Here is a 22,434-nt window from a genome sequence, read left to right on the forward strand (position 1 = left end):
ACTCCGCTTACCGGGCCGGGCAACCGATGGGTCGCCCTACTCGTCCGAATGAACGAACCAGGGGGATGGCCCGCGGCGCGTAACCCGGGGGCCGCCCGGCGCGTTGTTGGCTGTGTCGGCCGTGGCGGGGAAGACCCCCCGAGCCCCCACCACGGCCGCAGACCTTCTTCCCCGGCCCCCGACCCCCGGCCCCCGAGCCCCCAGGGTCAGGCGAGGCCGGCCCGCTCCATGGCCTCGGTGCCGGCCCGCAGGGCGGCGATCCTCTCGTCCAGGGTGAATCCGGCCGGGGCCAGCGTGAGGGTGGTGACGCCGGCCTCCGCGTAGGCCCGCATCCCGTCCGCGATCCGCGCGACCGGGCCGAGCAGGGTGGTCGAGTCGATCAGCGAGTGCGGGACGGCCGCGGCGGCCCCGGTCTTGTCGCCCGCCAGGTACTTGTCCTGGACCTCGGCGGCTTCCTTCTCATAGCCCATGCGCTGGGCCAGCTGGTTGTAGAAGTTCTGCTTCCGACTGCCCATGCCGCCCACGTACAGGGCGGTGTACGGGCGGAACATGTCGGCGAGCGCGTTCACGTCCTCGCCGAGGGCCAACGGCACGGTCGGGCAGACGTCGAAGCCGTCCATGGTCAGCCCGGCCTTCTCGCGGCCCGCCCGGATGTGGGTGAGCGCGGTCGCCTCCAGGTGCTCGGCGGCCGGGAAGATCAGCAGCGCGCCGTCGGCGATCTCACCGGTCTGCTCCAGGTTCTTGGGCCCGATGGCGGCGATGTAGAGCGGGATGTGCTCGCGCTCGGGGTGCACGGTCAGCTTCAGCGGCTTGCCCGGGCCGCCGGGCAGCGGCAGGGTCCAGTGCTCACCGTCGTACGAGAGGCGCTCGCGGCTCATCGCCTTGCGGACGATCTCCACGTACTCCCGGGTCCGCGCGAGCGGCTTGTCGAACTTGACGCCGTACCAGCCCTCGGAGACCTGCGGGCCGGAGACGCCGAGACCGAGCCGGAAGCGGCCCTTGGTGAGCGAGTCGAGGGTGGCCGCGGTCATGGCCGTCATGGCGGGCTGACGGGCCGGGATCTGGAGGATCGCCGAGCCGACGTCGATCCGCTCGGTCTGGGCGGCGACCCAGGCCAGGACGGTCGGGGCGTCGGAGCCGTAGGCCTCGGCCGCCCAGCAGACGTCGTAGCCGAGGCGGTCGGCCTCCTGCGCGACGGCGAGGTTGTCGGCGTCCATGCCCGCACCCCAGTAGCCGAGATTGATGCCGAGCCGCATGTGTCGTCCCCTTACCGAATTTACCGATCAGTAACGTGCATGTCCGGGGACTGTAGCGCGCCCGGAGCCCATCCGTCAGCGCCCCAGTAGTCTCAGCGCTCATGGAGCAGAGGCATCTCGGCCGCACCGGACTGCGCGTCTCCCGGATCGGCCTCGGCACCCTGACCTGGGGCCGCGACACCGGCGAGGAAGCCGCCGCCGAGCAGGTGAAGACGTTCTGGGAGGCGGGCGGCACGCTCGTCGACACGGCCGACGTGTACGGCGGCGGGGAGGCGGAGTACCTCCTCGGGCAGTTGGTGGGCGGGCTGGTCCCGCGCCGGGACCTGGTGATCGCGACCAAGGCGGGCAGCGTGCCGGATCCGGACCGGCGCTTCGACGGCTCGCGCGGGCACCTGCTGGCCGCGCTCGACGCCTCGCTGGACCGGCTGGGCACCGACTACGTCGACCTCTGGCAGGTGCACGCCTTCGACCCGGCGACCCCGCTGGAGGAGACCCTTCAGGCGCTGGACCTCGCCGTGAGCAGTGGCCGCGCCCGGTACGCCGGGGTGGCGGGCTTCTGCGGCTGGCAGCTGGCGAAGGCGGCCACCTGGCAGCTCGCGGCGCCGGGGGTACGGACCCGGCTGGCCTCGACCCAGATGGAGTACTCGCTGCTCCAGCGCGGGGTGGAACGGGAGGTGCTGCCGGCGGCGCTGGACCTGGGCATCGGACTCCTCCCCTCCTCCCCGCTGGGGCGCGGGGTCCTCACGGGCAAGTACCGGGGCGGCATCCCGACGGACTCCCGGGGCGCCTCGCAGACCCTGGCCGCCCTGGTGGAGCCGTACCTGGACGAGGCCGCGGGCCGCATCGTGGACGCGGTGGTGACGGCGGCCCAGGGGCTGGCGGTGACCCCGCTCCAGGTGGCCCTGGCGTGGATCCGGGACCGGCCGGGGGTGGTCGCGCCGATCGTCGGCGCGCGGACGTCGGCGCAGCTCGCGGCGGCTCTGTCGGTGGAGGCCCTTAGTCTTCCGGAGGAGATCTGCCGGGCGCTGGACGATGTTTCGGCGCCCGTGCACCGCTACCCCGATCAGGACTGGAGCACGCTGTGAGTACGGACCGCCAAGCCGAGCCCGCCGACTCGGAGGAACCGGCCGAGCCGCAGCCCGCCGCCGACGGCGGACCCGGTACCGGCTCGGGCGAAGCCCCGTCGGCCGGGCCGCAGGCCGCCTCCGAGGGTGAAGCCGAGCCGGGCGAAGCCCAGGAGGGTGAAGTCGAGCCGGGCAAGGCCGAGGAGGGTGAAGTCGAGCCGGGCGAGGAGGACGGCGAGCAGGCCACGGCAGACGCCCCGGAGGGCACCGGCGAAGCCGGGGAGCAGGCCGCGGAGGCGGGCGCCGGAGCCGGGCTCAGCGAGGCGCAGGCCGAGCTGGCCGCGCAGAAGATCGAGCGGGAGCGGATCGCCCGGCGCAAGGCCGAGCGGGAAGGGCCCGTCGACGCCGGGGCGAAGCTCAGCGGGAAGGCCGCGGACCTGCTCGCCGCCGTACGGGCGGTGGAGAGCGGGGCGAAGCCGGCCGCCGTGTACTTCGACGAGGCCCCGGCCGCGCCGCGCAAGGCGGCCCCCGCTCCCCCGCCGCCCCGCAGGACGGCGCAGGCGCCGGCCGCCGCCCCCTCGGCCGACACCGTCGACGGCGTACGGGCCGTCCTGGCCCGCGGCGGCGCGCCCGAGGCACTCGCCGCCCCGGCCGCGGCCGCGCTCGGCGACGACCCGGCCGGGCGGCTCGCCGCCAACCCCTGGCTGCTGCTGTCGGTCCCCGCCGTCCGCCCGACCCAGGCGGACGGTTTCGCGCGGGCCCTGCTGGGCCCCGAGGCCGGTCCGGGCGACGAGCGCCGCACGGCCGCCCTGGTGGGCTGGCTACTGGTCCAGGCCGGGCTCAAGGGGCACACCGCGCTGGAGGCGCCGGTCCTGGAGAAGGCTCTCGCCCAGTACGGCGTGCCGGAGCCCGCCGAGGCCCTGGAACTGGCCATCGCCGACGGCTCGGTGCTGGTCTTCCACGAGCCCTTGGGCCGGCCGGTCGGCGAAGACACCGAAGACGCCGGGACCGAGCAGCCCGTAAGGATCCTGGTGGGCCTGGAGGGCCCGGCGATGGCCGAGGAGAGCCTGGCCGACGGCCTGGCCCGGATCGCCGGCACCTTCGAGGCCCCGGCCGACTGGGAGAAGGCCGCCACCGGACCGGGTGCCGAGCTGATCCGCGCGGTCGCGGGCCACGGTCTGGTCACCCACACCGGCGGCGAGGCCGCCCGCGCCGAACCGCTCGCCCTGCTGGCGGCGGCCCGGGAACTCGGCCTGCGCGCCTGCCTGGCCGCGCACGTCCCGTCGGCCGAGGGCGTCACCGTCGCCGGACTGCTCTCCGGGGCGCAGGGGCCCGGCCGGGACGCCGACGGGCGGTTCGCGCTGGACCTGCTGATCGTGCTGGACGCGCCGCAGCTGGACGTGGAGGCCGCCGCCGCGCTGGTGGAGTCCGTCCCGGACGGGGCCCGGCTGGTGCTCTCCGGGGATCCGGCGGTGCTCGGCTCCGCCGGGGCCGGGCGGGTGTTCGCCGATCTGCTGGCGGCCCGTACCTGTCCCCTGGTGGTCTCGCGCGTCCCGGACCCGGGCCCCCTGGGCGAGCTGGTCTCGGGGGTCGGAATCGGGGAGCTGAACCAGGTCGAGGCTCCGGGCAAGGAGGTCGTCATCGTCCCGGTGCAGGACGCCGGGGAGGCCGTGCACCGTGCCGTACAGCTGGTGGCGGAGTCGGTGCCGCGGGCCTTCGGGATCCCGGCGGACAGCGTGCAGGTGATCACTCCGGGCCACGGCGGCTCGGCGGGTACCCGGGCACTGAACGCCGCGCTCAAGGAGCGGCTGAACCCCGGCCCGGGCCGGTTCGGCGGCTTCGACCCCGGTGACCGGGTGGTCCACGTGCCGTCCCCCGGGCGGGCCCTGCCGGCCCGGGTGGTGTCGGCCGACGCGCAGGGCCTGCACCTGGACCGCGCGGGCGAGCGGGTCGTCGTACCGAAGGAGCTGGTGGAGTCCCAGGTGCGGCACGGCTGGGCGATCACCGCGCACCAGGCCGTGGGCGTGCGCTGGCCCGCGGTCGTCGTCGTACTGCCGGGTGACGCGGCGCAGGCCCTCTCCCGGGAGTGGGTGTACACCGCGTTCGGGCGGGCCGAGCGGCACCTGTCCGTGGTGCACGGCGTGGACCAGGCGCTGCCGCACGCGGTGGCGGAGGTGCTGCCGAAGCCCCGCACGACCCGGCTGACGGGGCTGCTGTCGGCCCTGGCCACGGCGGGCGGGCAGCCGGAGTGAACCGGCGCGGGGGGGCCCCCCCCCCCGGGGGGGGGCCCCCCCCCCCCCGCGGGGGGGGGGCGGGGGCGGGGGGGGGGGTGCCCGCCCCCCCCCCCCCCCGGGCGGGGGGGGGGGGGGGGGGGGGGGCCCGGGCGGGGGGGGGGGGGCCCGCGGCGCCCCCCGGGGGGGGCCCCCCCCCGGGGGGGGGGGCCCCCCCGCGCCCGGATCAGGGATCAGGCCGGCGTCAGTCCGGTCTCCGCGGTCTCACCCGCGTCCTCGTCCGATGCCTCGTCCTCGTCGAACTCGTCGGCCTCCTCGTCGAATACGGCGCTGACGTCGAACCGGTGCAGCACGTCCTCCGGATCGGTGTGCCCGAAGGGCGAGCCCAGCCACTCCCCCGGTTCGGCGACCTCCTCCGAGGCGGCGATCCACAGGGTGGAGTCGCCCTCCTCCAGCCCGAACTCCTTGTAGCGGGAGGCGATCTCGTCGGGCTCGTACTCCCCGAAGAGCACGCCCAGCGCGCCGGCGGTGCCGCCGTCGTGGACGAGTTCGGCGTCCCGGTCGTGCGCGGCGACCCGCCCGGCCTGGGCGATCAGCCGCGGCGGTTCGACCACGGCGTAGTCGCGGCGGATGAGCACGCTGAAGGCAGCGGGCTCGGCGGGACCGGTGTACGGGACGCCGTCCTCGGGGGTGGGGATCTCGAACGGGGTGACCTCGTCGTAGCGGTCGTAGAGGAGTTCGTCGTACTCCTCTGCGGCGGCGGCGAGTTCGTTGAAGGCGGCGTAGACGTCCGGGTCCTCGTCCCCGGTCCTGCGCTCGACCGCGGCGAGGTGGCGGTCGAGCGCGGCCTTGACCGCCTCGGCGGCGGCGCGTACCTCGGCAACAGTGGGCAGAGCGGCATCAGACATAGAGCAGACGCTATCCGTAGCAGGGCTCTGCCCGCACAATAGATGCGATGCCGGAATACGAATTTGTCGACGTGTACGTGCCTCGCGGCGTCCCCCGCAAGGAGGCGACCCGCCTGCTGACCGATCATGCCGAGTACGGGAACTGGGAGCTCGACCGCCTGACCCTGCACCGGGACGGCAGCCGCCGTGTGCGACTGCGCCGCCGGATCATCCGCCAGGTCCGCGCGACCTGGTGACGCGGGCCCCGGGAAAGGGGCCCGCGCCGTGAGCAGCCGTCAGGCGGCGTTGCGGGCGCGCCGGTAGAGCACCGTGCCGCCCAGCAGCAGACCGCCGGCGAGCGGGAGGCCTGCGGTCAGGACGTCACCGCCGCCGGTGGCGGCGAGCACGGCCGGCCCCGACGGGCCGGGGGCGGCGACGCCCGCACCGGACCCCTGGGCGGGGTGCACGACGGGCGTGGCAGGCGTGACGGAGCCCGAGCCCGGGCTGGTGTCCGTACGCGGGGTACCGGGCTTGCCCGGCGTGTGACCACCGGGCGTGCCCGGGTGGTGTCCGCCCTCGGTGCCCGGGTTGGCCGGGTGGTCCGGGTGGTCGTCGCACGGTTCGTCGTCGTCGCCTCCCGGGTTTCCGGGGTGACCCGGAGTGCCGGGGTGGCCCGGGGTGCCGGGGTGGCCCGGTGTGCCCGGGTGGCCCGGTGTGCCCGGGTTGCCGGGCTGGTCGGGATTCCCCGGCTTGCCGCCGTGGTCCGGACCGTTGGAACAGCGGTTCCCGAAGGCCGGGTTCAGCAGACCGATGACGTCGATGGTGTTGCCGCAGACGTTCACCGGCGCGTCCACGGGAGCCTGGACGTTGTTCCCGGACAGCACGCCCGGGGAATTCGCGGCCTGGCCGGAGGCTCCGGAGTCCGCGTGCGCGTAGCCCCCGCCCATCGCGAGGACACCTCCCGCGGCCGCCATCGTGATCAGGGTCTTCCTGGTGACCTGTACCGGTCGTCGCATTGTGAACTCGTCCCCTGGTGTGTGCGTCGACGCTCCGGCTCCCCTGCCGGATGCGCCGAACATGATCGATCGGGCCAAAAGCCCAGCGGCCCCGGAGCGCTGGAATGCGCTCCGGGGCCCAAGACTTCAGATGCGTCAGGCGTTGACGCAGGTGTTGCCGAAGGCCGGGTTCAGCAGGCCGATGACGTTCACCGTGTTACCGCACACGTTCACCGGGATGTGAACGGGGACCTGGAGCACGTTGCCCGACAGGACACCGGGCGAGCCGATGGCCGCACCCTGAGCTTCGGCGTCGGCGTGAGCCAGACCCGCGCCCGCGAGAACCAGGCCACCGGTGGCAGCCGCAGCGGCGACAACCTTCTTGATCATTGTTCCTCCTAGTAGGCAAGTGCGGTCCCAGCCGCGGACCGCACCACCTGTAACGAGGAGGGATCACCAGGGCTACGAGCGTATGAGTGCATTCACTCTTCTCAGTGGTTTGCGTACACCTCTGCGAATCTCAGGCGTTGTCGATGAACCGGTCGAGGACGCGCGCGCCGAACTTCAGCCCGTCGACCGGCACCCGCTCGTCCACGCCGTGGAACATCCCGGCGAAGTCCAGCTCGGGCGGCAGCTTCAGCGGCGCGAAGCCGAAGCAGCGGATCCCGAGGTCGTCGAAGGACTTCGCGTCCGTACCGCCCGAGAGCATGTACGGGACCGCCCGCGCGATCGGGTCCTCGGCCTTCAGGGCGCCCTGCATAGCGTCGACCAGGCGGCCGTCGAAGTCCGTCTCCAGGGCCTTGTCCGCGTGTACGTCCTCCCGCTTGACCCGGGGGCCGAGGATGCGGTCGAGGTCGGCGAAGAACTCGTCCTCGTAGCCCGGCAGGAAGCGGCCGTCGACGTGGGCGGTCGCCTGGCCGGGAATGACGTTGACCTTGTAGCCGGCGCCGAGCATCGTCGGAGCGGCGGAGTTGCGCAGCGTCGCGCCGACCATCTTGGCGATGCCGCCGAGCTTGGCGAGCGTGGCGTCCATGTTGTCCGGGTCCAGCGGGGTGCCGAGCGCGTCCGAGAGCTCGTCCAGGAAGCTCCGTACGGTCTTGGTCACGCGCACCGGCCACTGGTGGCGCCCGAGCCGCCCCACGGCCTCGCACAGCTCGGTGATGGCGTTGTCGTTGTTGGTCATGGAGCCGTGGCCCGCGGTGCCCTCCACCGTGAGCCGCATCCAGTGCATGCCCTTCTGGGCGGTCTCCACGAGGTAGAGCCGCAGGTTCTCGTTCACCGTGAAGGAGAAGCCGCCGACCTCGCCGATGGCCTCGGTCACGCCCTCGAAGAGCTCCGGGTGCTTGTCGACGAGGTGCCGCGCCCCGTACACGCCGCCGGCCTCCTCGTCGGCGAGGAAGGCCAGCACGATGTCGCGCGGGGGCTTGCGACCGCTGCGCATCCGGTCGCGTACGACGGCCAGCGTCATCGCGTCCATGTCCTTCATGTCGACGGCGCCGCGGCCCCAGACGCAGCCGTCGGCGATCTCGCCCGAGAACGGGTCGTAGGTCCAGTCGGCGGCGTTGGCCGGAACCACGTCGGTGTGCCCGTGGATCAGCAGCGCTGGCCGCGAGGGGTCCTCGCCCTCGATCCGCGCCACCGTCGAGGCCCGCCCCTTGTGCGACTCGAAGATCTGCGGCTCCAGCCCGACCTCCGCGAGCTTCTCGGCCACCCACTCGGCCGCCTTGCGTTCGCCGGGGCCCGAGTGGTCTCCGTAGTTGCTGGTGTCGATCCGGATGAGGTCCCGGCAGAGGTCGACGACCTCGTCCTCACCGGAGACGGTCCTGCCCGCGCTCGACTCGCTCACGCTGCTTCCTCCCACTGATCGGTACCGAACTGCCCCCATCCTCCCGCTCCGGGCCGTTCTCCCCAAGGGAGATCCCCGGCCACCGGGGGGTGTGATCGAGGACCCCGGAATGTTTGGTAATGTTTTCCACGTCGGAACGGCCCGCGAGGGACGCGAGACAGACACCTTGTCCGGGTGGCGGAATGGCAGACGCGCTAGCTTGAGGTGCTAGTGCCCTTTATCGGGCGTGGGGGTTCAAGTCCCCCCTCGGACACAAGAGAAGGACCCCGCTTCGGCGGGGTCCTTTTTCGTTGCCCGCGCGGGCGGAGACGGCTGCGGGGCCCCGCGCGCGGCGGGGCCCCGTGGCCGGCTAGCGGCGGGAAGGTCAGTCGCGGGCGGCGGCGAGCGCGGCCACGCGGCGGCGGACCAGGAACCAGCCGCCGACCAGGGCGGCGCCGATGGCCGGGACGAACATGACCGTGGTGCGGCCCACACCGCCGTCGCACCACATCAGGACCAGGACCGCGAGCAGGAAGACCAGCGTGACGATCTGGGTGTACGGGGCCCAGGGCAGGCGGTAGGCGGGGCGTTCCACCCGGCCCTGCTTCGCGCGGCTCCAGAAGAACAGCGAACAGATCATGACCATCGCCCAGGTGCCGAGGATGCCGAGCGAGGCGAAGTTGAGGACGAGCTCGAAGGCCTCGTCCTCCATGAAGTAGTTCAGGACGACACCGGCGACGCCGAAGGCGGCGGTGAACAGGACCCCGCCGTAGGGGACCTTGCCCTTGTTCATGCGGGCGGTGAACTTCGGCGCGGAACCGGAGATCGCCATCGAGCGCAGGATCCGGCCGGTGGAGTAGAGGCCGGAGTTCAGGCTGGAGAGGGCGGCGGTCAGGACGACCAGGTTCATGACGCCCGCGGCGCCGGGGACGCCGAGCTTGTCGAAGACGGTGACGAAGGGGCTCTGGTCGGAGCTGTACTCGGTGTACGGGAGCAGCAGCGCGAGCAGGACCACGGAGCCCACGTAGAAGAGGCCCACGCGCCACATGATCGAGTTGATGGCCTTCGGCATGATCTTCTCGGGGTTCTCGGTCTCGCCGGCGGCGACGCCGCAGAGCTCGACGGAGGCGTACGCGAAGACCACGCCCTGGATCACCAGGAGCATCGGGAGGACGCCGGAGGGGAAGATGCCGCCGTTGTCGGTGATGGAGGCCAGGCCCGGGGTGTGGCCGCCGATCTCGTGGCTGGTGGCGACTAGCCAGATGCCGACGATCAGGAAGACCACCAGGGCGGCGACCTTGACCAGGGAGAACCAGAACTCCATCTCGCCGAAGTACTTCACCGAGATCAGGTTCGCGGTGAGGACGACGGCGAGGGCAATGAAGGCGAGGACCCACTGGGGGACTTCGGTGAACATCGACCAGAAGTGGGCGTAGGTCGCGGCGGCCGTGATGTCGGCGACGGTGGTCGTGGACCAGTTCAGGAAGTACAGCCAGCCGGCCGTGTAGGCGCCCTTCTCGCCCATGAACTCGCGGGCGTAGGAGACGAAGGCTCCGGAGGAGGGGCGGTAGAGCACGAGCTCGCCGAGGGCCCGGACGACGAAGAAGGCGAAGACTCCGCACACCGCGTAGGCGATGGCGAGGGAGGGGCCGGCTCCGGCGAGGCGGCCGCCGGCGCCGAGGAACAGGCCGGTGCCTATCGCCCCGCCGATGGCGATCATGTTGATGTGGCGGGACTTGAGGTCCTTGCTGTAGCCCTCGTCACCGGCGTCGACATGGCGGGAAGACACCGGGGCGGGAGCCTCGGTCAAGGTGCGGTCACTCATGTATGACTTCGCCTTCGTGGGGGTCGGACAGGCAGACCCGGACCGTGCGCGGGGGAGCTCGGTGGTGTCCCCTGTGCAGCGGTTCGGTCGTTTTGATCGACCCAGGAGACCATGGGGGTCCGCCACCCGCCAAAATCGACCCTGGCGCACCGAAGCCCCCGACGACCTTGGAAAGGGGTGTCGGGGGCTTCACAGGCGCTGGAAAGACAGGCTCTGGGGTCAGTCGGCGGTGGTGGCCTCTGCCGCCTGGTCGAGGCGGAAGGCCTCGTTGCCCAGGCCGATGCGGGCGTGCACCTCGGGGCGGCGGCTGCGCAGCACCGCCCCGTAGACCAGTCCGGTCACGACGGCCGCGCCGATGATGCCCGGCAGCGTCCAGCTGAGCGCGGAGCCCTTCTCGGCGCCGACCAGGACGCCGAAGTCCTTGACGGTGTAGACGGCGATGGCGAGCAGCGCGAGACCGGCGAGGCCGGCCGCGGCGAGCCGCCACACCTGGGCGCCGGCGGTGCCGCGGCGGACGAAGAAGGCGATGACGGCGAAGGAGGCGGCGGCCATGAGAAGAGTCACGCCGAGGGCGCCGACGCTGCCCATCCAGGTGAACAGGTGCAGTACGGGGGCCGTGGGGTCGCCTGCGGGCAGGTCGTCGGTGACGGCGAAGGCGATCACGACGACGGCGGAGACGGCGGTCTGCAGCAGGGAGCCGGTGCCGGGGGCGCCGGTGCCGGCGTTGGTCCGGCCGAAGGCGGCCGGGAGCAGTCCCTCACGGCCCATCGCGAAGGCGTAGCGTGCGACCACGTTGTGGAAGCTGAGCATGGCCGCGAACATGCCGGTCACGAAGAGGACGTGCAGGACGTCGGTGAAGGTGGCGCCCAGGCGGGCCTCGGTGAGCTGGAAGAGCAGGCCCGGGCCGGCCTCGGCGGCGGTCTTGACGACCTCGGCGGGGCCGGTGGCGACGGTGAGGGCCCAGGCGCTGAGGGCGAAGAAGAGGGCGGCGAAGCCGACGGCGAGGAACATCACCCGGGAGACGACGATGTGCGGCTTGCTGGTCTCCTCGGCGTACACCGGGGACTGTTCGAAGCCGACGAAGGCGGCGATGCAGAAGCAGAGGGCGGTGCCGAGGCCGGGACCGCTCAGGGTCTCGGGGTTGAAGGCGTGCAGCGAGAGGCCTTCGGCGCCGGGCTTGCCGAGGGCTGCGATGTCGAAGACGACGACGAGGGCGCACTCGATGAGGAGGAGGACGCCGAGGACCTTGGCGTTGAGGTCGATCTTGAGCCAGCCGAGGGCGCCGGTGGCGGCGACGGCGAGCAGCGCCGGTATCCACCAGGCGAGTTCGATGTTCAGGTAGGTGGCGAAGAGGCCGGATATCTCGAAGCCGAGGATGCCGTAGACGCCGACCTGCATGGCGCTGTACGCGACGAGGGCGACGAGGGAGGCGCCGGCGCCCGCGGTGGGGCCGAGGCCGCGGGCGATGTACGCGTAGAAGGCGCCGGCGTTGTGGACGTGGCGGCTCATCTCGGCGTAGCCGATGCTGAAGAGCGCGAGGACGACACCGAGGATGACGAAGAGCAGCGGCTGACCCACGATGCCCATGACGCCGAAGGTGGTGGGCATCACGCCGGCGACCACCATCAGGGGCGCGCTGGCGGCGAGTACGGAGAGCAGCAGGCCGGCGGTGCCGAGGCGGTCGGCGCGCAGGGCGCGGTCCTGGCCCTTGTACGTGCGGATCTCGGCCGGGTCCTGGAGCGTGGTGGATCTGCCCGTCGGCATGGCGGCGTCCTTTCGGGGATGCGGGTGGGGCGGGGGTGAACGGGGTGCTTCGGGGTGCTTCGGGGTGCTTCGGGAGAGCGGGGTCAGGCGGTGCCGAGCGCGGCGCTGCGCGCGGCGAGGAAGGCCTTGTGCGGGTCGAGGTCCGGGTAGGACCAGGGGGCGCGGGTGGCGTGGCTGCCGATGCGGTGGAAGAGGGCGGCTGCCTCGGCGGGGCGGCCCTCGCAGAGCTTGGCGTGGGCGAGGAAGTTGAGGTCGACGCGGTTGCGGGGGTGGTCCTCGCGCTCCCACTCCAGCCACCAGTCGAAGGCGGAGCGCAGCACCTGGCGGGCGCGGCGGCCGGACCAGTGGGCGGCGGCGCTCTGGGGGGTGTGGCCCTGCGTGGCGGCGAGCACCCGGTAGCGCTCGGCGTGCGCGATGACGGGGAGTACGGCGAGCGGGGAGTCGGCCGGTGACTCCTCGGCCGCCCAGGCGGCGAAGTCGTAGACCTCGTGGAGCGGGTCCTGGCCGTCGGCGGGGGTGCGCTCGGCCAGTCTTGCGACCATCAGGTGGTGGGCGTGGTGGTGCTCGCGGTGGCGCGCCCGGACCTGGTCGAAGTGGCGGCTGAACTCCTCCTCGCTGCCGAACACCTTGGACAGCATCAGCAGGCCGAGCCAGGGGGTGGGGTCGGCGGGGAGCAGGGTGGCGGCCCGGCGGCAGGCTTCCTCGGCGGCGGCCGGTGTGCCCTTGCGGCGCAGGGCGGTGAAGACGGCGGCGCAGGCGAGGAGGGTGGCGGCGTCGGCGCTCTCGGGTTCGGCGAGCAGCCATTCGCGGGCCCAGGCGGTGGCCGCCGGGGTCTCGGCGAGAACGACGACGCGGTGGCCGCGGCGGTCCCAGTCGTCACCGGTGCCGACGAGCAGGGACCTGGCCCGGGACCAGCGGCCCTGGGTGAACTGGCTGCGCACGTCGACGAGTTCGGCGTCGCAGAGGGCGGGGTCGAAGAGCTGGGCGTCGCGCTTGCGGGCGCGGCCGAGGGGCGGCGGAGGCGGGGACATCCGCGGGTTTCCCTCCAGGACGCGGGCGGGCACATTGCGAACGATGGCCGGAACAGGTGCATGGTGCACGGGAGTTGTGCGGCGGGGTGGTGCGCGATCCGGCCGGTGAGCGATCCGGATGATCACGCACAGCAAACCGGCACGCACAGCTCCACGTCAAGGTCCAGTCCAGTCGGTGGCGGGTTTCAACTGGTATCGCCCTGGGCCCAGTTGGTCGTTGTGGGGGCGGCGAGCGGCGCGAAGTCGACTGACAACGGCTCGAACCCGGCGTATGAGGCGGGGAGGACGGGTACGCGTCACTGGCCGAATGCCGCGCCTCGCGCGAGCTGACCGGAGGGCCGCCCTGGGCGCGGGTCAGCCGAGGCCTGGGGCCGGGGCCTGGGTCAGCCGACCGCCGGGGCCTGGGTCAGCCGACCGCCGGGGCTTGGGTCAGCCGACCGCCCGGGCCGCCGCCCGGCCCGCCGCACGGCCCGAGAAGACGCAGCCGCCCAGGAAGGTGCCCTCCAGCGCACGGTAGCCGTGGACCCCGCCGCCGCCGAAGCCGGCAGCCTCGCCCGCCGCGTAGACGCCGGGCAGCGGTTCGCCGTCCGGGGTCAGGACGCGCGAGGAGAGGTCGGTCTCCAGGCCGCCCAGGGACTTGCGGGTCAGGATGGACAGCCGCACCGCGATCAGCGGCCCGGCCTTCGGGTCCAGGATCCGGTGCGGCGCGGCGGTGCGGATCAGCTTGTCGCCGAGGTACTTGCGGGCACCGTGGATGGCCGTGACCTGGAGGTCCTTGGTGAACGGGTTGGCGATCCCGCGGTCCCGCGAGGTGATCACGCCGCGCAGGGCGGCCTCGTCGATCAGGTCCTCCTCGGTGACCGCGTTCATCCCGCGGACCAGGGCGGACAGGTCGCGCTCCACGACGAAGTCCGCGCCGTTGTCCATGAAGGCCTTGACCGGGCCGGGTACGGCCTGTCGCGCGCGGGAGATGACGTCGCGGACCGATTTGCCGGTGAGGTCCGGGTTCTGCTCGGAGCCCGAGAGGGCGAACTCCTTGCCGATGATGCGCTGGTTGAGCACGAACCAGGTGTGGTCGTGGCCGGTCTTCATGATGTGGTCGAGCGTGCCGAGGGTGTCGAAGCCCGGGAAGAGCGGCACGGGCAGCCGCTTGCCGGTCGCGTCCAGCCAGAGGGAGGAGGGGCCGGGCAGGATGCGTATGCCGTGCTTGGGCCAGATCGGGTTCCAGTTCTCGATGCCCTCGGTGTAGTGCCACATCCGGTCCTTGTTGATGTGGCTGGCACCCGCCTCCTCCGCGATCCCGAGCATCAGCCCGTCCACGTGGGCGGGGACCCCGGAGAGCATGCGCGCGGGCGGGGTGCCGAGCCGGGCGGGCCACTGGGCGCGTACGAGGTCGTGGTTGCCGCCGATGCCGCCGCTGGTCACGATCACGGCCTGGGCCCGGAGGGAGAAGGCCCCGGCGGCCTCGCGGCTGCTCGCGGTGCCCCGTACCGCGTCGGAGGGCTCCAGGATCTCGCCCGTCACGGTGTCGACGGCGCCCGCGGTCCGGGACAGGCCGGTCACCCGGTGGCGGAACCTCAGCTGGACCAGACCGCGGGCCACGCCCGCGCGGACGCGCCGCTCGAAGGGCTCGACCAGGCCGGGTCCGGTACCCCAGGTGATGTGGAAACGGGGGACGGAGTTCCCGTGGCCGTCGGCGTCGTAGCCGCCGCGCTCCGCCCAGCCGACCACCGGGAAGAAGCGGACGCCCTGCGCGTGCAGCCAGGAACGCTTCTCGCCGGCGGCGAAGTCCACGTAGGCCTCGGCCCAGCGGCGCGGCCAGGCGTCCTCCTCGCGGTCGAATCCGGCGGTGCCCAGCCAGTCCTGGAGGGCGAGCTCGTGGCTGTCCTTGATCCGCATCCGGCGCTGCTCGGGCGAGTCCACGAGGAACATGCCGCCGAAGGACCAGTGGGCCTGGCCGCCGATGGACTGTTCGGGCTCCTGGTCGAGCAGGATGACCTTGCGGCCCGCGTCGACGAGTTCGGCGGTGGCCGCGAGCCCGGCCAGTCCGGCGCCGATCACGATCACGTCTGCGTCGTACGTCATGCGATACCCGTCCTCCGTCGCGGTGGTGGGGCGATCTTTGGCTACGGAGCGGTAACCAGTCAACAGTGGTGATTGGATGATCGGCGTGAGTGCCGCTGACGAAGTACTGGACGTGGTGGACCGGGACGACCGGGTGACGGGGCAGGCCGCGCGGGGCGAGGTCTACGCCCGCGGACTGATCCACCGCTGCGTGTTCGTGCAGGCCAGGGACGCGCGGGGACGGATCTTCGTCCACCGGCGGACCGCGTCGAAGCTCGTGTTCCCCTCCTTCTACGACATGTTCGTGGGCGGGGTGCTGGGCGCCGGGGAGAGCTACGAGGAGGCCGCCCTGCGGGAGGCCGAGGAGGAGCTCGGGGTCCGCGGGCTGCCGCAGCCCGTGCCCTTGTTCAAGTTCCTGTACGAGGGCCCGGGCGGGGCGTGGTGGTCGTACGTGCACGAGGTGCGGTGCGAGCTGCCGGTGACCCCGCAGGAGTCGGAGGTGGACTGGCACACGTTCCTGACGCAGGAGGAACTGGACCGGCGCGTCGCGGACGGCTCGTGGGCGTGGGTGCCGGACGGGCTGGAGGCGTACCGGCGGCTGCGGGAGTTCCGGGAGCCGCGCCAGTAGATTGGCCGCGTGATCGGCTTCGTCAAGGACCTGCGCCTCTGGTTCGCACCGTCGCGCCTGAGCGACGAGGGCGAGACCCCCGACTACCGCTTCTCGCTGGCCAACGAGCGGACCTTCCTGGCCTGGATCCGGACCGCGCTGGCGCTGGTGGGCGGCGGTTTCGCCGTCGACCAGTTCCTGCCGGACCTACGGTGGGGGGTGCGGGTCGGGATGGCCTTCGCGCTGCTCGCGGTGGGTGCGGCCTGTGCGCTGCGGGCCGTGAACCACTGGGTGCGGTGCGAGCGGGCGATGCGTCGGGGCGAGGACCTGCCGCTGTCGCGGTTCCCGGTGGTGCTGAGCCTGGGGGTCGGGCTGGTCGCGGTGGCGATGATGGTGGTCGTGCTGCTGGGCTGGACGTCGGGGCGGTGAGCGCCCCGGGCGAGGTCCGCGACGCCGGGCTGCAGCCCGAACGGACCCGGCTCGCGTGGCGGCGTACGACGCTGGCCTGCTCGGTCGTGGCGGTGCTCGCGCTGCGGCAGGCGCTGCGCGGGTCCGGCAGGCCGGTGGAGGTGGCCGGGGCGGCGGTGACCGCGCTGATCTGGGTGGCGTTCCTGTGGGTGGCGCACCGGCGGATCCGGGCGCTGGCGGCCGGGCCGCCGCGGGTGCTCGGGCCGCGGTCGGCCCTGGCGGTGGTGGCGTGCACGGTGGCCCTGGCGGTGTTCGCGGTGGCCGTGATCATCTGAACTGCCGGTCGGATGATCGGGCTTCTTCGCGCCATCGCGACATAACGGGCGACAATGGACGATCCACACTAGCCTCGGCGGCATGACGACCATGCACCAGGAACACGACACACACGCGCACACGCACGGCGCCGGCTGCGGACACCAAGCCGTCTCCCACGGCGATCACGTCGACTACGCGCACGACGGCCATCTGCACCGGGAGCACTCCGGGCACTGGGACGAGTGCGAGACCCAGGGACACACCACCCACGACGGGCACACGCACACCCACGGCCCCGACTGCGGGCACGAGACCGTCCGGCACGGGGACCACGTCGACTACGTGCACGACGGACACCGGCACGCCGCGCACGACGGTCACTACGACGACCACTGACCCGCGCGAGCACTGACGAAACCTTCGCTCAGTGCGGTCGCATCAGGAGCGGTACCCGCCCTCCCCCGGCGCCGCGACGGCTGGCAGGATGCCGACCGCCCGTCAAAGCGACCCGGGGAGAGCGCAGATGCCCGTCGATGAGCCTTACCTCGTCCAGCCCGCACCAGGGGTGTACGCCTACGTCCAGCCGGACGGCGGCTGGTGCCTCAACAACGCTGGCTTCGTCACCGACGGGGGCAGGACCCTGCTCGTCGACACCGCCGCCACCGAGCGGCGGGCCCTCGCCCTGCGCGAGGCGGTCGTGACCGCCGGGGTGCCGCTCCCCCGCACCGTCGTGAACACGCATCACCACGGCGACCACACCTACGGCAACGGCGTGTTCGCCCCGGAGGCGCTGATCCTCGGTCACGACAACGCGCGGACCGAGCAGCTCACCGCCGGGCACCAGCTGGAGATGATCTGGCCCGCGACGGACTTCGGCGCGATAGACATCACGGCGCCCGACCTCACCTACAGCGACCGGATGACCCTGCACGTCGGCGAGACGGAGGTGCAGGTCATCCACCCCGGTGTCGCGCACACCACCGGCGACTCGATCGTGTGGCTGCCCCGGCAGCGCGTCGTCTTCACGGGCGACCTGGTCTTCTCCGAGGGGACGCCGTTCCTCGCGATGGGCTCGCTGGCCGGCTCGCTGCGGGCACTGGAGCTGCTCGGTTCGCTGGACGCGCAGACCGTCGTACCGGGCCACGGGCCCCTGACGGACCCGTCGGCCTACGAGGCCACCGAGCGCTATCTGCGGTACGTGGCCGAACTGGCCGCCGAGGGACACGCGAAGGGGCTGACCCCGCTGGAGGCCGCCCGGCGGGCCGATCTCGGCGAGTTCGCCGCCTGGCGGGAGAGCGAGCGGCTGGTGGCGAACCTGCACCGGGCCTACGCGGAACTGGCCGGGGAGCCGGAGGGTGTCGCCCTGGACATCCTGGCGGTACTGCGGGACATGACGGTGATGAACGGCGGGACGCCTATCCTCTGTCACGCCTGACCCCTTGGCCCGGCCGTCGGGCCCGGCCGCCAGGCCTGGCGGTCAGGCCCGCGGGGCGCGGCCGGGAGAGTTTTCGGCCCGCCCTATGGACGGCATACCGACTGGTCGGCATGATGGCTTCCGAGCAATCAGTCAGTCACCGTCCACCCCGTACGGAGGTGCCCAGCATGACCCCAGCGCCGGACGACCCGCGAGGCCTCGATCTGGAGCGGCTGCGCGGCCATCTCGACGCCGCGCGGCCCGGGCTCGTGGCCGGTCCGCTGAGCGGCCGGCTGATCGAAGGGGGCCGGTCGAACCTGACGTACGCGGTCACCGACGGCGCCTCCCGCTGGGTCGTGCGCCGGCCCCCGCTCGGCCACGTCCTGGCCACCGCTCACGACATGCGGCGCGAGCACCGGGTGATCGCGGCCTTGCACGGGACCGCCGTGCCGGTGCCCGAGCCGCTGCTCCTGTGCGAGGACGAGTCCGTACTCGGGGCGCCGTTCTACGTCATGGAGTACGTGGACGGGGTGCCGTACCGCACGGCGGGCGAGCTCGCCGCGATCGGCCCCGAGCGCACCCGGCGGGCGGTGCTGGGCCTGGTGGACACGCTGGTCGAGCTGCACGCGGTGGATCCGCAGGCCGTGGGGCTGGGCGACTTCGGCCGGCCCGAGGGCTTCCTCGACCGGCAGCTGCGCCGCTGGGGCAAGCAGCTCGCGGCCTCGCGGGGCCGTGAGCTCGCCGGGATCGACGAGCTGCACGGCGCGCTCGGCCGGGCGCTGCCCGACTCCCCCGCGCCGACCGTGGTGCACGGGGACTTCCGGCTGGACAACGTGCTGATCGGCGGGCCGGACGACACGATCCGGGCGGTGCTGGACTGGGAGATGTCCACGCTGGGCGATCCGCTGACCGATCTCGGACTGCTCGTGATGTACAGCTCCGACTTGGGCCTGCCCGAATCTCCGGTCAGTACGACGAGCGGGGCGCCGGGCCATCCGACACCCGCCGAGCTGGTGGAGCGGTACGCCGCACGCTCCGGCCGGGACACCGGTGCGATCGCGTGGTACACGGCCTTCGCCTGGTTCAAGCTCGCGGTGATCCTCGAAGGCATCCACTACCGCTACACGCTCGGTCAGACCGTCGGCGCCGGCTTCGACCGGATCGGCGAGCTGGTCCCGGTCTTCATCGAACACGGTCTGACCACCCTCCAGGCCCCCCACACGTTTGAAAACCGCCAGGAAGGCTGAGGCACCTCACTCATGGATTTCGCATTCGACGCCCGGACCGAGGAACTCCGCGAGCGGCTGCTCGCGTTCATGGAGGAGTACGTCTACCCGGCGGAACCCGTCGCCGCCGAGCAGCGCGCGCGGCTGGCCTCGCCCTGGGACACCCCGGCCGTCTTCGGTGAACTGAAGGCCGAGGCGCGCCGCCAGGGCCTGTGGAACCTGTTCTTGCCTAATGGCGAGTACGGCGCGGGGCTGACGAACCTCCAGTACGCCCCGCTCGCCGAGATCACCGGCCGCAGCCCGCACCTGGCGCCGACGGCGACCAACTGCGCGGCCCCGGACACCGGGAACATGGAGCTGCTCGCGCAGTTCGGCAGCGAGGAGCACAAGAAGCAGTGGCTGGAACCGCTGCTGGCCGGGGAGATCCGCTCCGCCTTCGCGATGACCGAGCCGGAGGTGGCGTCCTCGGACGCGACCAACGTCGAGACCCGGATCGAGCGGTCCGCCGACGGGACCGAGTACGTCGTGACGGGGCGCAAGTGGTTCATCTCCGGTGCCATGAACCCGGACTGCAAGATCTTCATCGTCATGGGCAAGACCGATCCGGAGGGCGCCGACCCGCGCCGCCAGCAGTCGATGATCCTGGTCCCGCGCGACACCCCCGGGGTCGAGGTGCGACGGGCGATGACGGTGTACGGGTACGAGGATCACGACCACGGCGGCCATGCCGAGGTGGTCTTCGACGGGGCGCGGGTCCCGGCGGCGAACCTGATCGGCGAGGAGGGCAGCGGCTTCGCCATCGCCCAGGCGCGGCTCGGCCCGGGCCGCATCCACCACTGCATGCGGCTGATCGGCATGGCGGAGCGGGCCATCGAGCTGATGTGCCGGCGCGCGGTGGACCGTACCGCCTTCGGCAAGCCGCTGGCCGCGCAGGGGGTCGTGCAGAACTGGATCGCGGACGCCCGGGTCACGGTGGAGCAGTTGCGGCTGCTGGTGCTGAAGACGGCCTGGCTGATGGACACGGCCGGGAACCGGGGCGCGCACACCGAGATCCAGGCAATCAAGATCGCGACCCCGCGGGCGGTGGTGGGGATCCTCGACCAGGCGGTACAGCTGCACGGCGCGGGCGGGGTCAGCCAGGACTTCCCGCTGGCCGAACTGTGGGCGGCGGCGCGGACGCTGCGGCTGGCCGACGGGCCGGACGAGGTCCACCAGCGCTCACTGGCCCGGCGCGAGCTGAAGCGCTACATGTAGGGACCGGCCTCCGGACGGGGCGTGCGGGCCGGTGGAGAGCGTGCGGGCCGGTGGCGACCTCTAGGAGCCGCCGACGGCGGCTCGGCCCGCCGCCGCGTCGATGACCTCGTCCAGCACTTCGCGGGAGCGCAGCAGGTCGCCGATCATCCGGTCGATCCGGTCCCGCTCGGCGGCCAGTTCGGCCACCAGCGCCGGGGTGGCCCGCACCGAGGGGCCGCCGTCCGCGTCCCGCATGCAGGGCAGGATCCGTGCGATCTTCGAGCTGTGCAGGCCGGCCGCGTAGAGCTCCTGGATGCGGATGACCCGGTCGACGGCCCGCTCGGGGAAGTCGCGGTGGCCTCCGGGCGTCCGGTCGGAGGCCAGCAGGCCCTGCTGCTCGTAATAGCGCAGTGACCGCTCACTGACCCCGGTGCGCGTCGCCAGTTCACCGATCCGCATGCCCGCCCCCGCTCTTGAATCTGACATCAATGTCAGGTTCTACGGTACCGGCATGACGCAGACACCGCAGGTCCCCACCGCATCCCGCCTCTTCGAGCCGGCCCGCCTCGGCGGCCTGGAACTCCCCAGCCGCCTGGTGATGGCGCCGCTGACGCGCACCCGCGCCGGGGCCGACGGCGTCCCCGGCGAGCTCATGGCCACGTACTACGCGCAGCGCGCCTCGGCCGGTCTGATCATCGCCGAGGCCACCACGCCCAACGCCGTCGGCCGGACCTACCCGCGCATCCCCGGCATACACACCCCCGCGCAGGTCGCCGGGTGGCGCCGGGTCACCGGCGCGGTGCGCGCCGCGGGCGGGCGGATGTTCCTCCAGCTCCAGCACGGCGGCCGGGTCGGCCACCCCGCGACCAGCGGGCACGTGCCGCTCGCCCCGTCCGCGGTGCGGTTCCCGGAGCCGCTGCACACCCCCGGCGGGCTCCAGGACGCCGTCCTGCCCCGCGAGATGACGGCCGGGAACATCAGGTCCACCGTCGCCGACTTCGCGGCCGCCGCTCGCAGTGCCGTCGAGGCGGGTTTCGCCGGGGTGGAGGTGCACTCCGCCAACGGCTACCTGCTCCACCAGTTCCTCTCCCGGAACACCAACCTCCGCACCGACGAATGGGGCGGGTCGGTGGAGGGGCGGATCCGGTTCACCGTCGAGGTGGTCCGGGCGGTCGCCGAGGCCGTCGGCCCGCAGCGGGTCGGCGTGCGGATCTCACCCGGAGTGAACGTCAACGGCATCGAGGAGGGGGACACCGAGGAGATCTACCCGGCGCTGCTGGGGGCCCTGGCGGACATCGGGCCGGTCTACCTGCACCAGGTCCACGCCGATCCCGCCCGGCCCGCCTTCGCGGAGATCCGCAAGGCCTGGCCCGGCACGCTGATCGCCAACCCGGCGCTCTCCCGCGAGGAGGTCGCGGCCGACGGCGGCGAGCGGAGCGGCGAGCGACTGCTGGCCGAGGGCGCCGACCTCGTCGCACTGGGCCGGGGCTTCCTCGCCAACCCCGACCTCGTGGAGCGGCTGCGCACGGGCGCGCCTCTGAACGAGATCCGCCCGGAGTTCCTGATGCACGTCCACGGGGCGGAGGGCTACACCGACTACCCCGCGCTGGAGACCCGCCAGGGGCGTCAGGCGCTTCAGGGGCGCAGCGCGCGCAGCAGCAGGTCGGCCAGGTGATCGGCGACCTGCTGCGGCGTGAGCGGCCCGTCCGCCCGGTACCAGGTGGACAGGTGGTGCACGGACCCGAAGTGGTAGTCCACCACCAGGTCGGCGGGGGTGGCGTCGGAGAACACCCCCGTACGCTGGCCCTCCTCGATCAGCGCCCGGAAGCGCTCGTGGTAGCGCCGGCGCTCGGCTCGCACCTGCTTGGACTTCTCCGGGCTGAGCTGGTGCATCGACCGGAAGAAGATCGCCGCGTCGTCGAGGTTCTCGATGGTGGTCACCACCACGTCGGCGGCGGCCGCCCGCAGCCGCTCCTCGACGGGTGCGTCGGATCCGGCCACCGCGTCGAGCCGCTGCTGCTGCAGGCGCAGCATCCGCGCGTACACCTCGTGCAGCAGGTCGTCCTTGGAACCGAAGTAGTGGTAGAGCGCGCCCTTGGTGACCCCGGCCGCCTCGACGATCTCCTGCACGGACGTGCGGTCGTAGCCGCGCTCGGCGAACAGCCTGGTCGCGACGGCCAGCAGCCGCTGCGGTACCGGGGCCTCGTGCGCGCCTTCGGGTTCCGTGGTCCTGGCAGCCATGGCGCCGACCTTCCCTTCCCATTCCTCCTGTACGACCGTCCGACT

The 22,434-nt window shown here is 72.8% G+C and carries 22 protein-coding genes and 1 tRNA gene; 12 read left to right on the forward strand and 11 right to left on the reverse strand.

The window, feature by feature from the left end; genetic code table 11:
* Window positions 1-206: 206 nt before the first annotated feature.
* The gene (locus ACFYOB_RS32155) at window positions 207-1,256 is read right to left on the reverse strand and encodes an LLM class F420-dependent oxidoreductase (protein ID WP_388565949.1); all 1,050 of its coding nucleotides are present in this window, start codon (window positions 1,254-1,256) and stop codon (window positions 207-209) included.
* 101 nt (window positions 1,257-1,357) lie between these two features.
* Here ACFYOB_RS32155 and ACFYOB_RS32160 point away from each other — a divergent pair, with 101 nt between their 5' ends.
* A complete protein-coding gene (locus tag ACFYOB_RS32160; RefSeq protein ID WP_388565951.1) occupies window positions 1,358-2,341 on the forward strand; it encodes an aldo/keto reductase in 984 nt (327 codons plus the stop codon).
* Entirely contained in the window at window positions 2,326-4,572 is a 2,247-nt protein-coding gene (locus ACFYOB_RS32165) for an ATP-binding domain-containing protein (protein WP_388566183.1), read from the forward strand. The genes ACFYOB_RS32160 and ACFYOB_RS32165 overlap by 16 nt, the downstream gene beginning before the upstream one ends.
* A gap of 212 nt (window positions 4,573-4,784) precedes the next feature.
* On the opposite strand, the gene ACFYOB_RS32170 is transcribed toward ACFYOB_RS32165, so the two are convergent.
* Complete coding sequence (locus ACFYOB_RS32170) at window positions 4,785-5,459, reverse strand: hypothetical protein (protein WP_388565953.1); 675 nt, start codon at window positions 5,457-5,459, stop codon at window positions 4,785-4,787.
* A gap of 47 nt (window positions 5,460-5,506) precedes the next feature.
* On the opposite strand from ACFYOB_RS32170, the gene ACFYOB_RS32175 reads away from it, so the two are divergent.
* Window positions 5,507-5,695 carry a DUF5703 family protein gene (locus ACFYOB_RS32175; protein ID WP_031146791.1) on the forward strand — a complete coding sequence of 63 codons (189 nt, stop codon included), beginning with the start codon at window positions 5,507-5,509 and terminating at the stop codon, window positions 5,693-5,695.
* Between the two features lie 39 nt (window positions 5,696-5,734).
* Here ACFYOB_RS32175 and ACFYOB_RS32180 read toward each other — a convergent pair whose 3' ends face one another.
* The 3 genes from ACFYOB_RS32180 to ACFYOB_RS32190 form a co-directional block, all read right to left on the reverse strand.
* Complete coding sequence (locus ACFYOB_RS32180; protein WP_388565956.1) at window positions 5,735-6,454, reverse strand: chaplin family protein; 720 nt, start codon at window positions 6,452-6,454, stop codon at window positions 5,735-5,737.
* 135 nt (window positions 6,455-6,589) lie between these two features.
* A complete protein-coding gene (locus tag ACFYOB_RS32185; protein ID WP_388565959.1) occupies window positions 6,590-6,823 on the reverse strand; it encodes a chaplin in 234 nt (77 codons plus the stop codon).
* Window positions 6,824-6,953: 130 nt separating this feature from the next.
* Window positions 6,954-8,279 carry a M20/M25/M40 family metallo-hydrolase gene (locus ACFYOB_RS32190; RefSeq protein ID WP_388565961.1) on the reverse strand — a complete coding sequence of 442 codons (1,326 nt, stop codon included), beginning with the start codon at window positions 8,277-8,279 and terminating at the stop codon, window positions 6,954-6,956.
* Window positions 8,280-8,447: 168 nt separating this feature from the next.
* On the opposite strand from ACFYOB_RS32190, the gene ACFYOB_RS32195 reads away from it, so the two are divergent.
* Window positions 8,448-8,532 (forward strand) — tRNA-Leu (locus ACFYOB_RS32195).
* Between the two features lie 111 nt (window positions 8,533-8,643).
* Here ACFYOB_RS32195 and ACFYOB_RS32200 read toward each other — a convergent pair.
* From ACFYOB_RS32200 to ACFYOB_RS32215, 4 genes are all read right to left on the reverse strand, one after another.
* Complete coding sequence (locus tag ACFYOB_RS32200; RefSeq protein WP_388565964.1) at window positions 8,644-10,083, reverse strand: amino acid permease; 1,440 nt, start codon at window positions 10,081-10,083, stop codon at window positions 8,644-8,646.
* Between the two features lie 219 nt (window positions 10,084-10,302).
* Complete coding sequence (locus tag ACFYOB_RS32205; RefSeq protein ID WP_388565967.1) at window positions 10,303-11,847, reverse strand: APC family permease; 1,545 nt, start codon at window positions 11,845-11,847, stop codon at window positions 10,303-10,305.
* 83 nt (window positions 11,848-11,930) lie between these two features.
* Complete coding sequence (locus ACFYOB_RS32210; protein WP_388565970.1) at window positions 11,931-12,878, reverse strand: hypothetical protein; 948 nt, start codon at window positions 12,876-12,878, stop codon at window positions 11,931-11,933.
* A gap of 429 nt (window positions 12,879-13,307) precedes the next feature.
* The gene (locus ACFYOB_RS32215; protein ID WP_388565972.1) at window positions 13,308-14,963 is read right to left on the reverse strand and encodes an FAD-binding dehydrogenase; all 1,656 of its coding nucleotides are present in this window, start codon (window positions 14,961-14,963) and stop codon (window positions 13,308-13,310) included.
* A gap of 76 nt (window positions 14,964-15,039) precedes the next feature.
* Between ACFYOB_RS32215 and ACFYOB_RS32220 the strand changes: the two genes are divergently transcribed.
* From ACFYOB_RS32220 to ACFYOB_RS32250, 7 genes are all read left to right on the forward strand, one after another.
* On the forward strand, window positions 15,040-15,570 hold the full coding sequence (locus tag ACFYOB_RS32220) for an NUDIX domain-containing protein (protein ID WP_388565975.1): 531 nt from the start codon (window positions 15,040-15,042) through the stop codon (window positions 15,568-15,570).
* A 9-nt stretch (window positions 15,571-15,579) separates the two neighbouring features.
* Window positions 15,580-15,978 (forward strand): YidH family protein, encoded by a 399-nt coding sequence (locus ACFYOB_RS32225; protein ID WP_388565977.1) that lies wholly within the window; start codon window positions 15,580-15,582, stop codon window positions 15,976-15,978.
* The gene (locus tag ACFYOB_RS32230; protein WP_388565979.1) at window positions 15,975-16,292 is read left to right on the forward strand and encodes a DUF202 domain-containing protein; all 318 of its coding nucleotides are present in this window, start codon (window positions 15,975-15,977) and stop codon (window positions 16,290-16,292) included. The genes ACFYOB_RS32225 and ACFYOB_RS32230 overlap by 4 nt, the downstream gene beginning before the upstream one ends.
* An 82-nt stretch (window positions 16,293-16,374) precedes the next feature.
* A complete protein-coding gene (locus tag ACFYOB_RS32235; RefSeq protein WP_388565981.1) occupies window positions 16,375-16,671 on the forward strand; it encodes a hypothetical protein in 297 nt (98 codons plus the stop codon).
* 127 nt (window positions 16,672-16,798) lie between these two features.
* Complete coding sequence (locus tag ACFYOB_RS32240) at window positions 16,799-17,710, forward strand: MBL fold metallo-hydrolase (RefSeq protein WP_388565984.1); 912 nt, start codon at window positions 16,799-16,801, stop codon at window positions 17,708-17,710.
* Window positions 17,711-17,877: 167 nt separating this feature from the next.
* Window positions 17,878-18,936: a phosphotransferase family protein gene (locus ACFYOB_RS32245; RefSeq protein WP_388565986.1), complete on the forward strand. Its 1,059-nt coding sequence runs from the start codon at window positions 17,878-17,880 to the stop codon at window positions 18,934-18,936.
* Window positions 18,937-18,948: 12 nt separating this feature from the next.
* The gene (locus ACFYOB_RS32250) at window positions 18,949-20,169 is read left to right on the forward strand and encodes an acyl-CoA dehydrogenase family protein (RefSeq protein ID WP_388565989.1); all 1,221 of its coding nucleotides are present in this window, start codon (window positions 18,949-18,951) and stop codon (window positions 20,167-20,169) included.
* Between the two features lie 60 nt (window positions 20,170-20,229).
* Here ACFYOB_RS32250 and ACFYOB_RS32255 read toward each other — a convergent pair whose 3' ends face one another.
* Complete coding sequence (locus ACFYOB_RS32255; RefSeq protein ID WP_388566185.1) at window positions 20,230-20,607, reverse strand: MerR family transcriptional regulator; 378 nt, start codon at window positions 20,605-20,607, stop codon at window positions 20,230-20,232.
* Window positions 20,608-20,659: 52 nt separating this feature from the next.
* Between ACFYOB_RS32255 and ACFYOB_RS32260 the strand changes: the two genes are divergently transcribed.
* A complete protein-coding gene (locus ACFYOB_RS32260; RefSeq protein ID WP_388565992.1) occupies window positions 20,660-21,823 on the forward strand; it encodes an alkene reductase in 1,164 nt (387 codons plus the stop codon).
* Here ACFYOB_RS32260 and ACFYOB_RS32265 read toward each other — a convergent pair.
* Window positions 21,784-22,389 carry a TetR/AcrR family transcriptional regulator gene (locus ACFYOB_RS32265; protein ID WP_328924887.1) on the reverse strand — a complete coding sequence of 202 codons (606 nt, stop codon included), beginning with the start codon at window positions 22,387-22,389 and terminating at the stop codon, window positions 21,784-21,786. The two genes, ACFYOB_RS32260 and ACFYOB_RS32265, sit on opposite strands and share 40 nt — an antisense overlap.
* Window positions 22,390-22,434 lie beyond the last annotated feature (45 nt).

The sequence above is a fragment of the Streptomyces sp. NPDC006463 genome (genome assembly GCF_042870715.1).
Classification (GTDB): domain Bacteria; phylum Actinomycetota; class Actinomycetes; order Streptomycetales; family Streptomycetaceae; genus Streptomyces.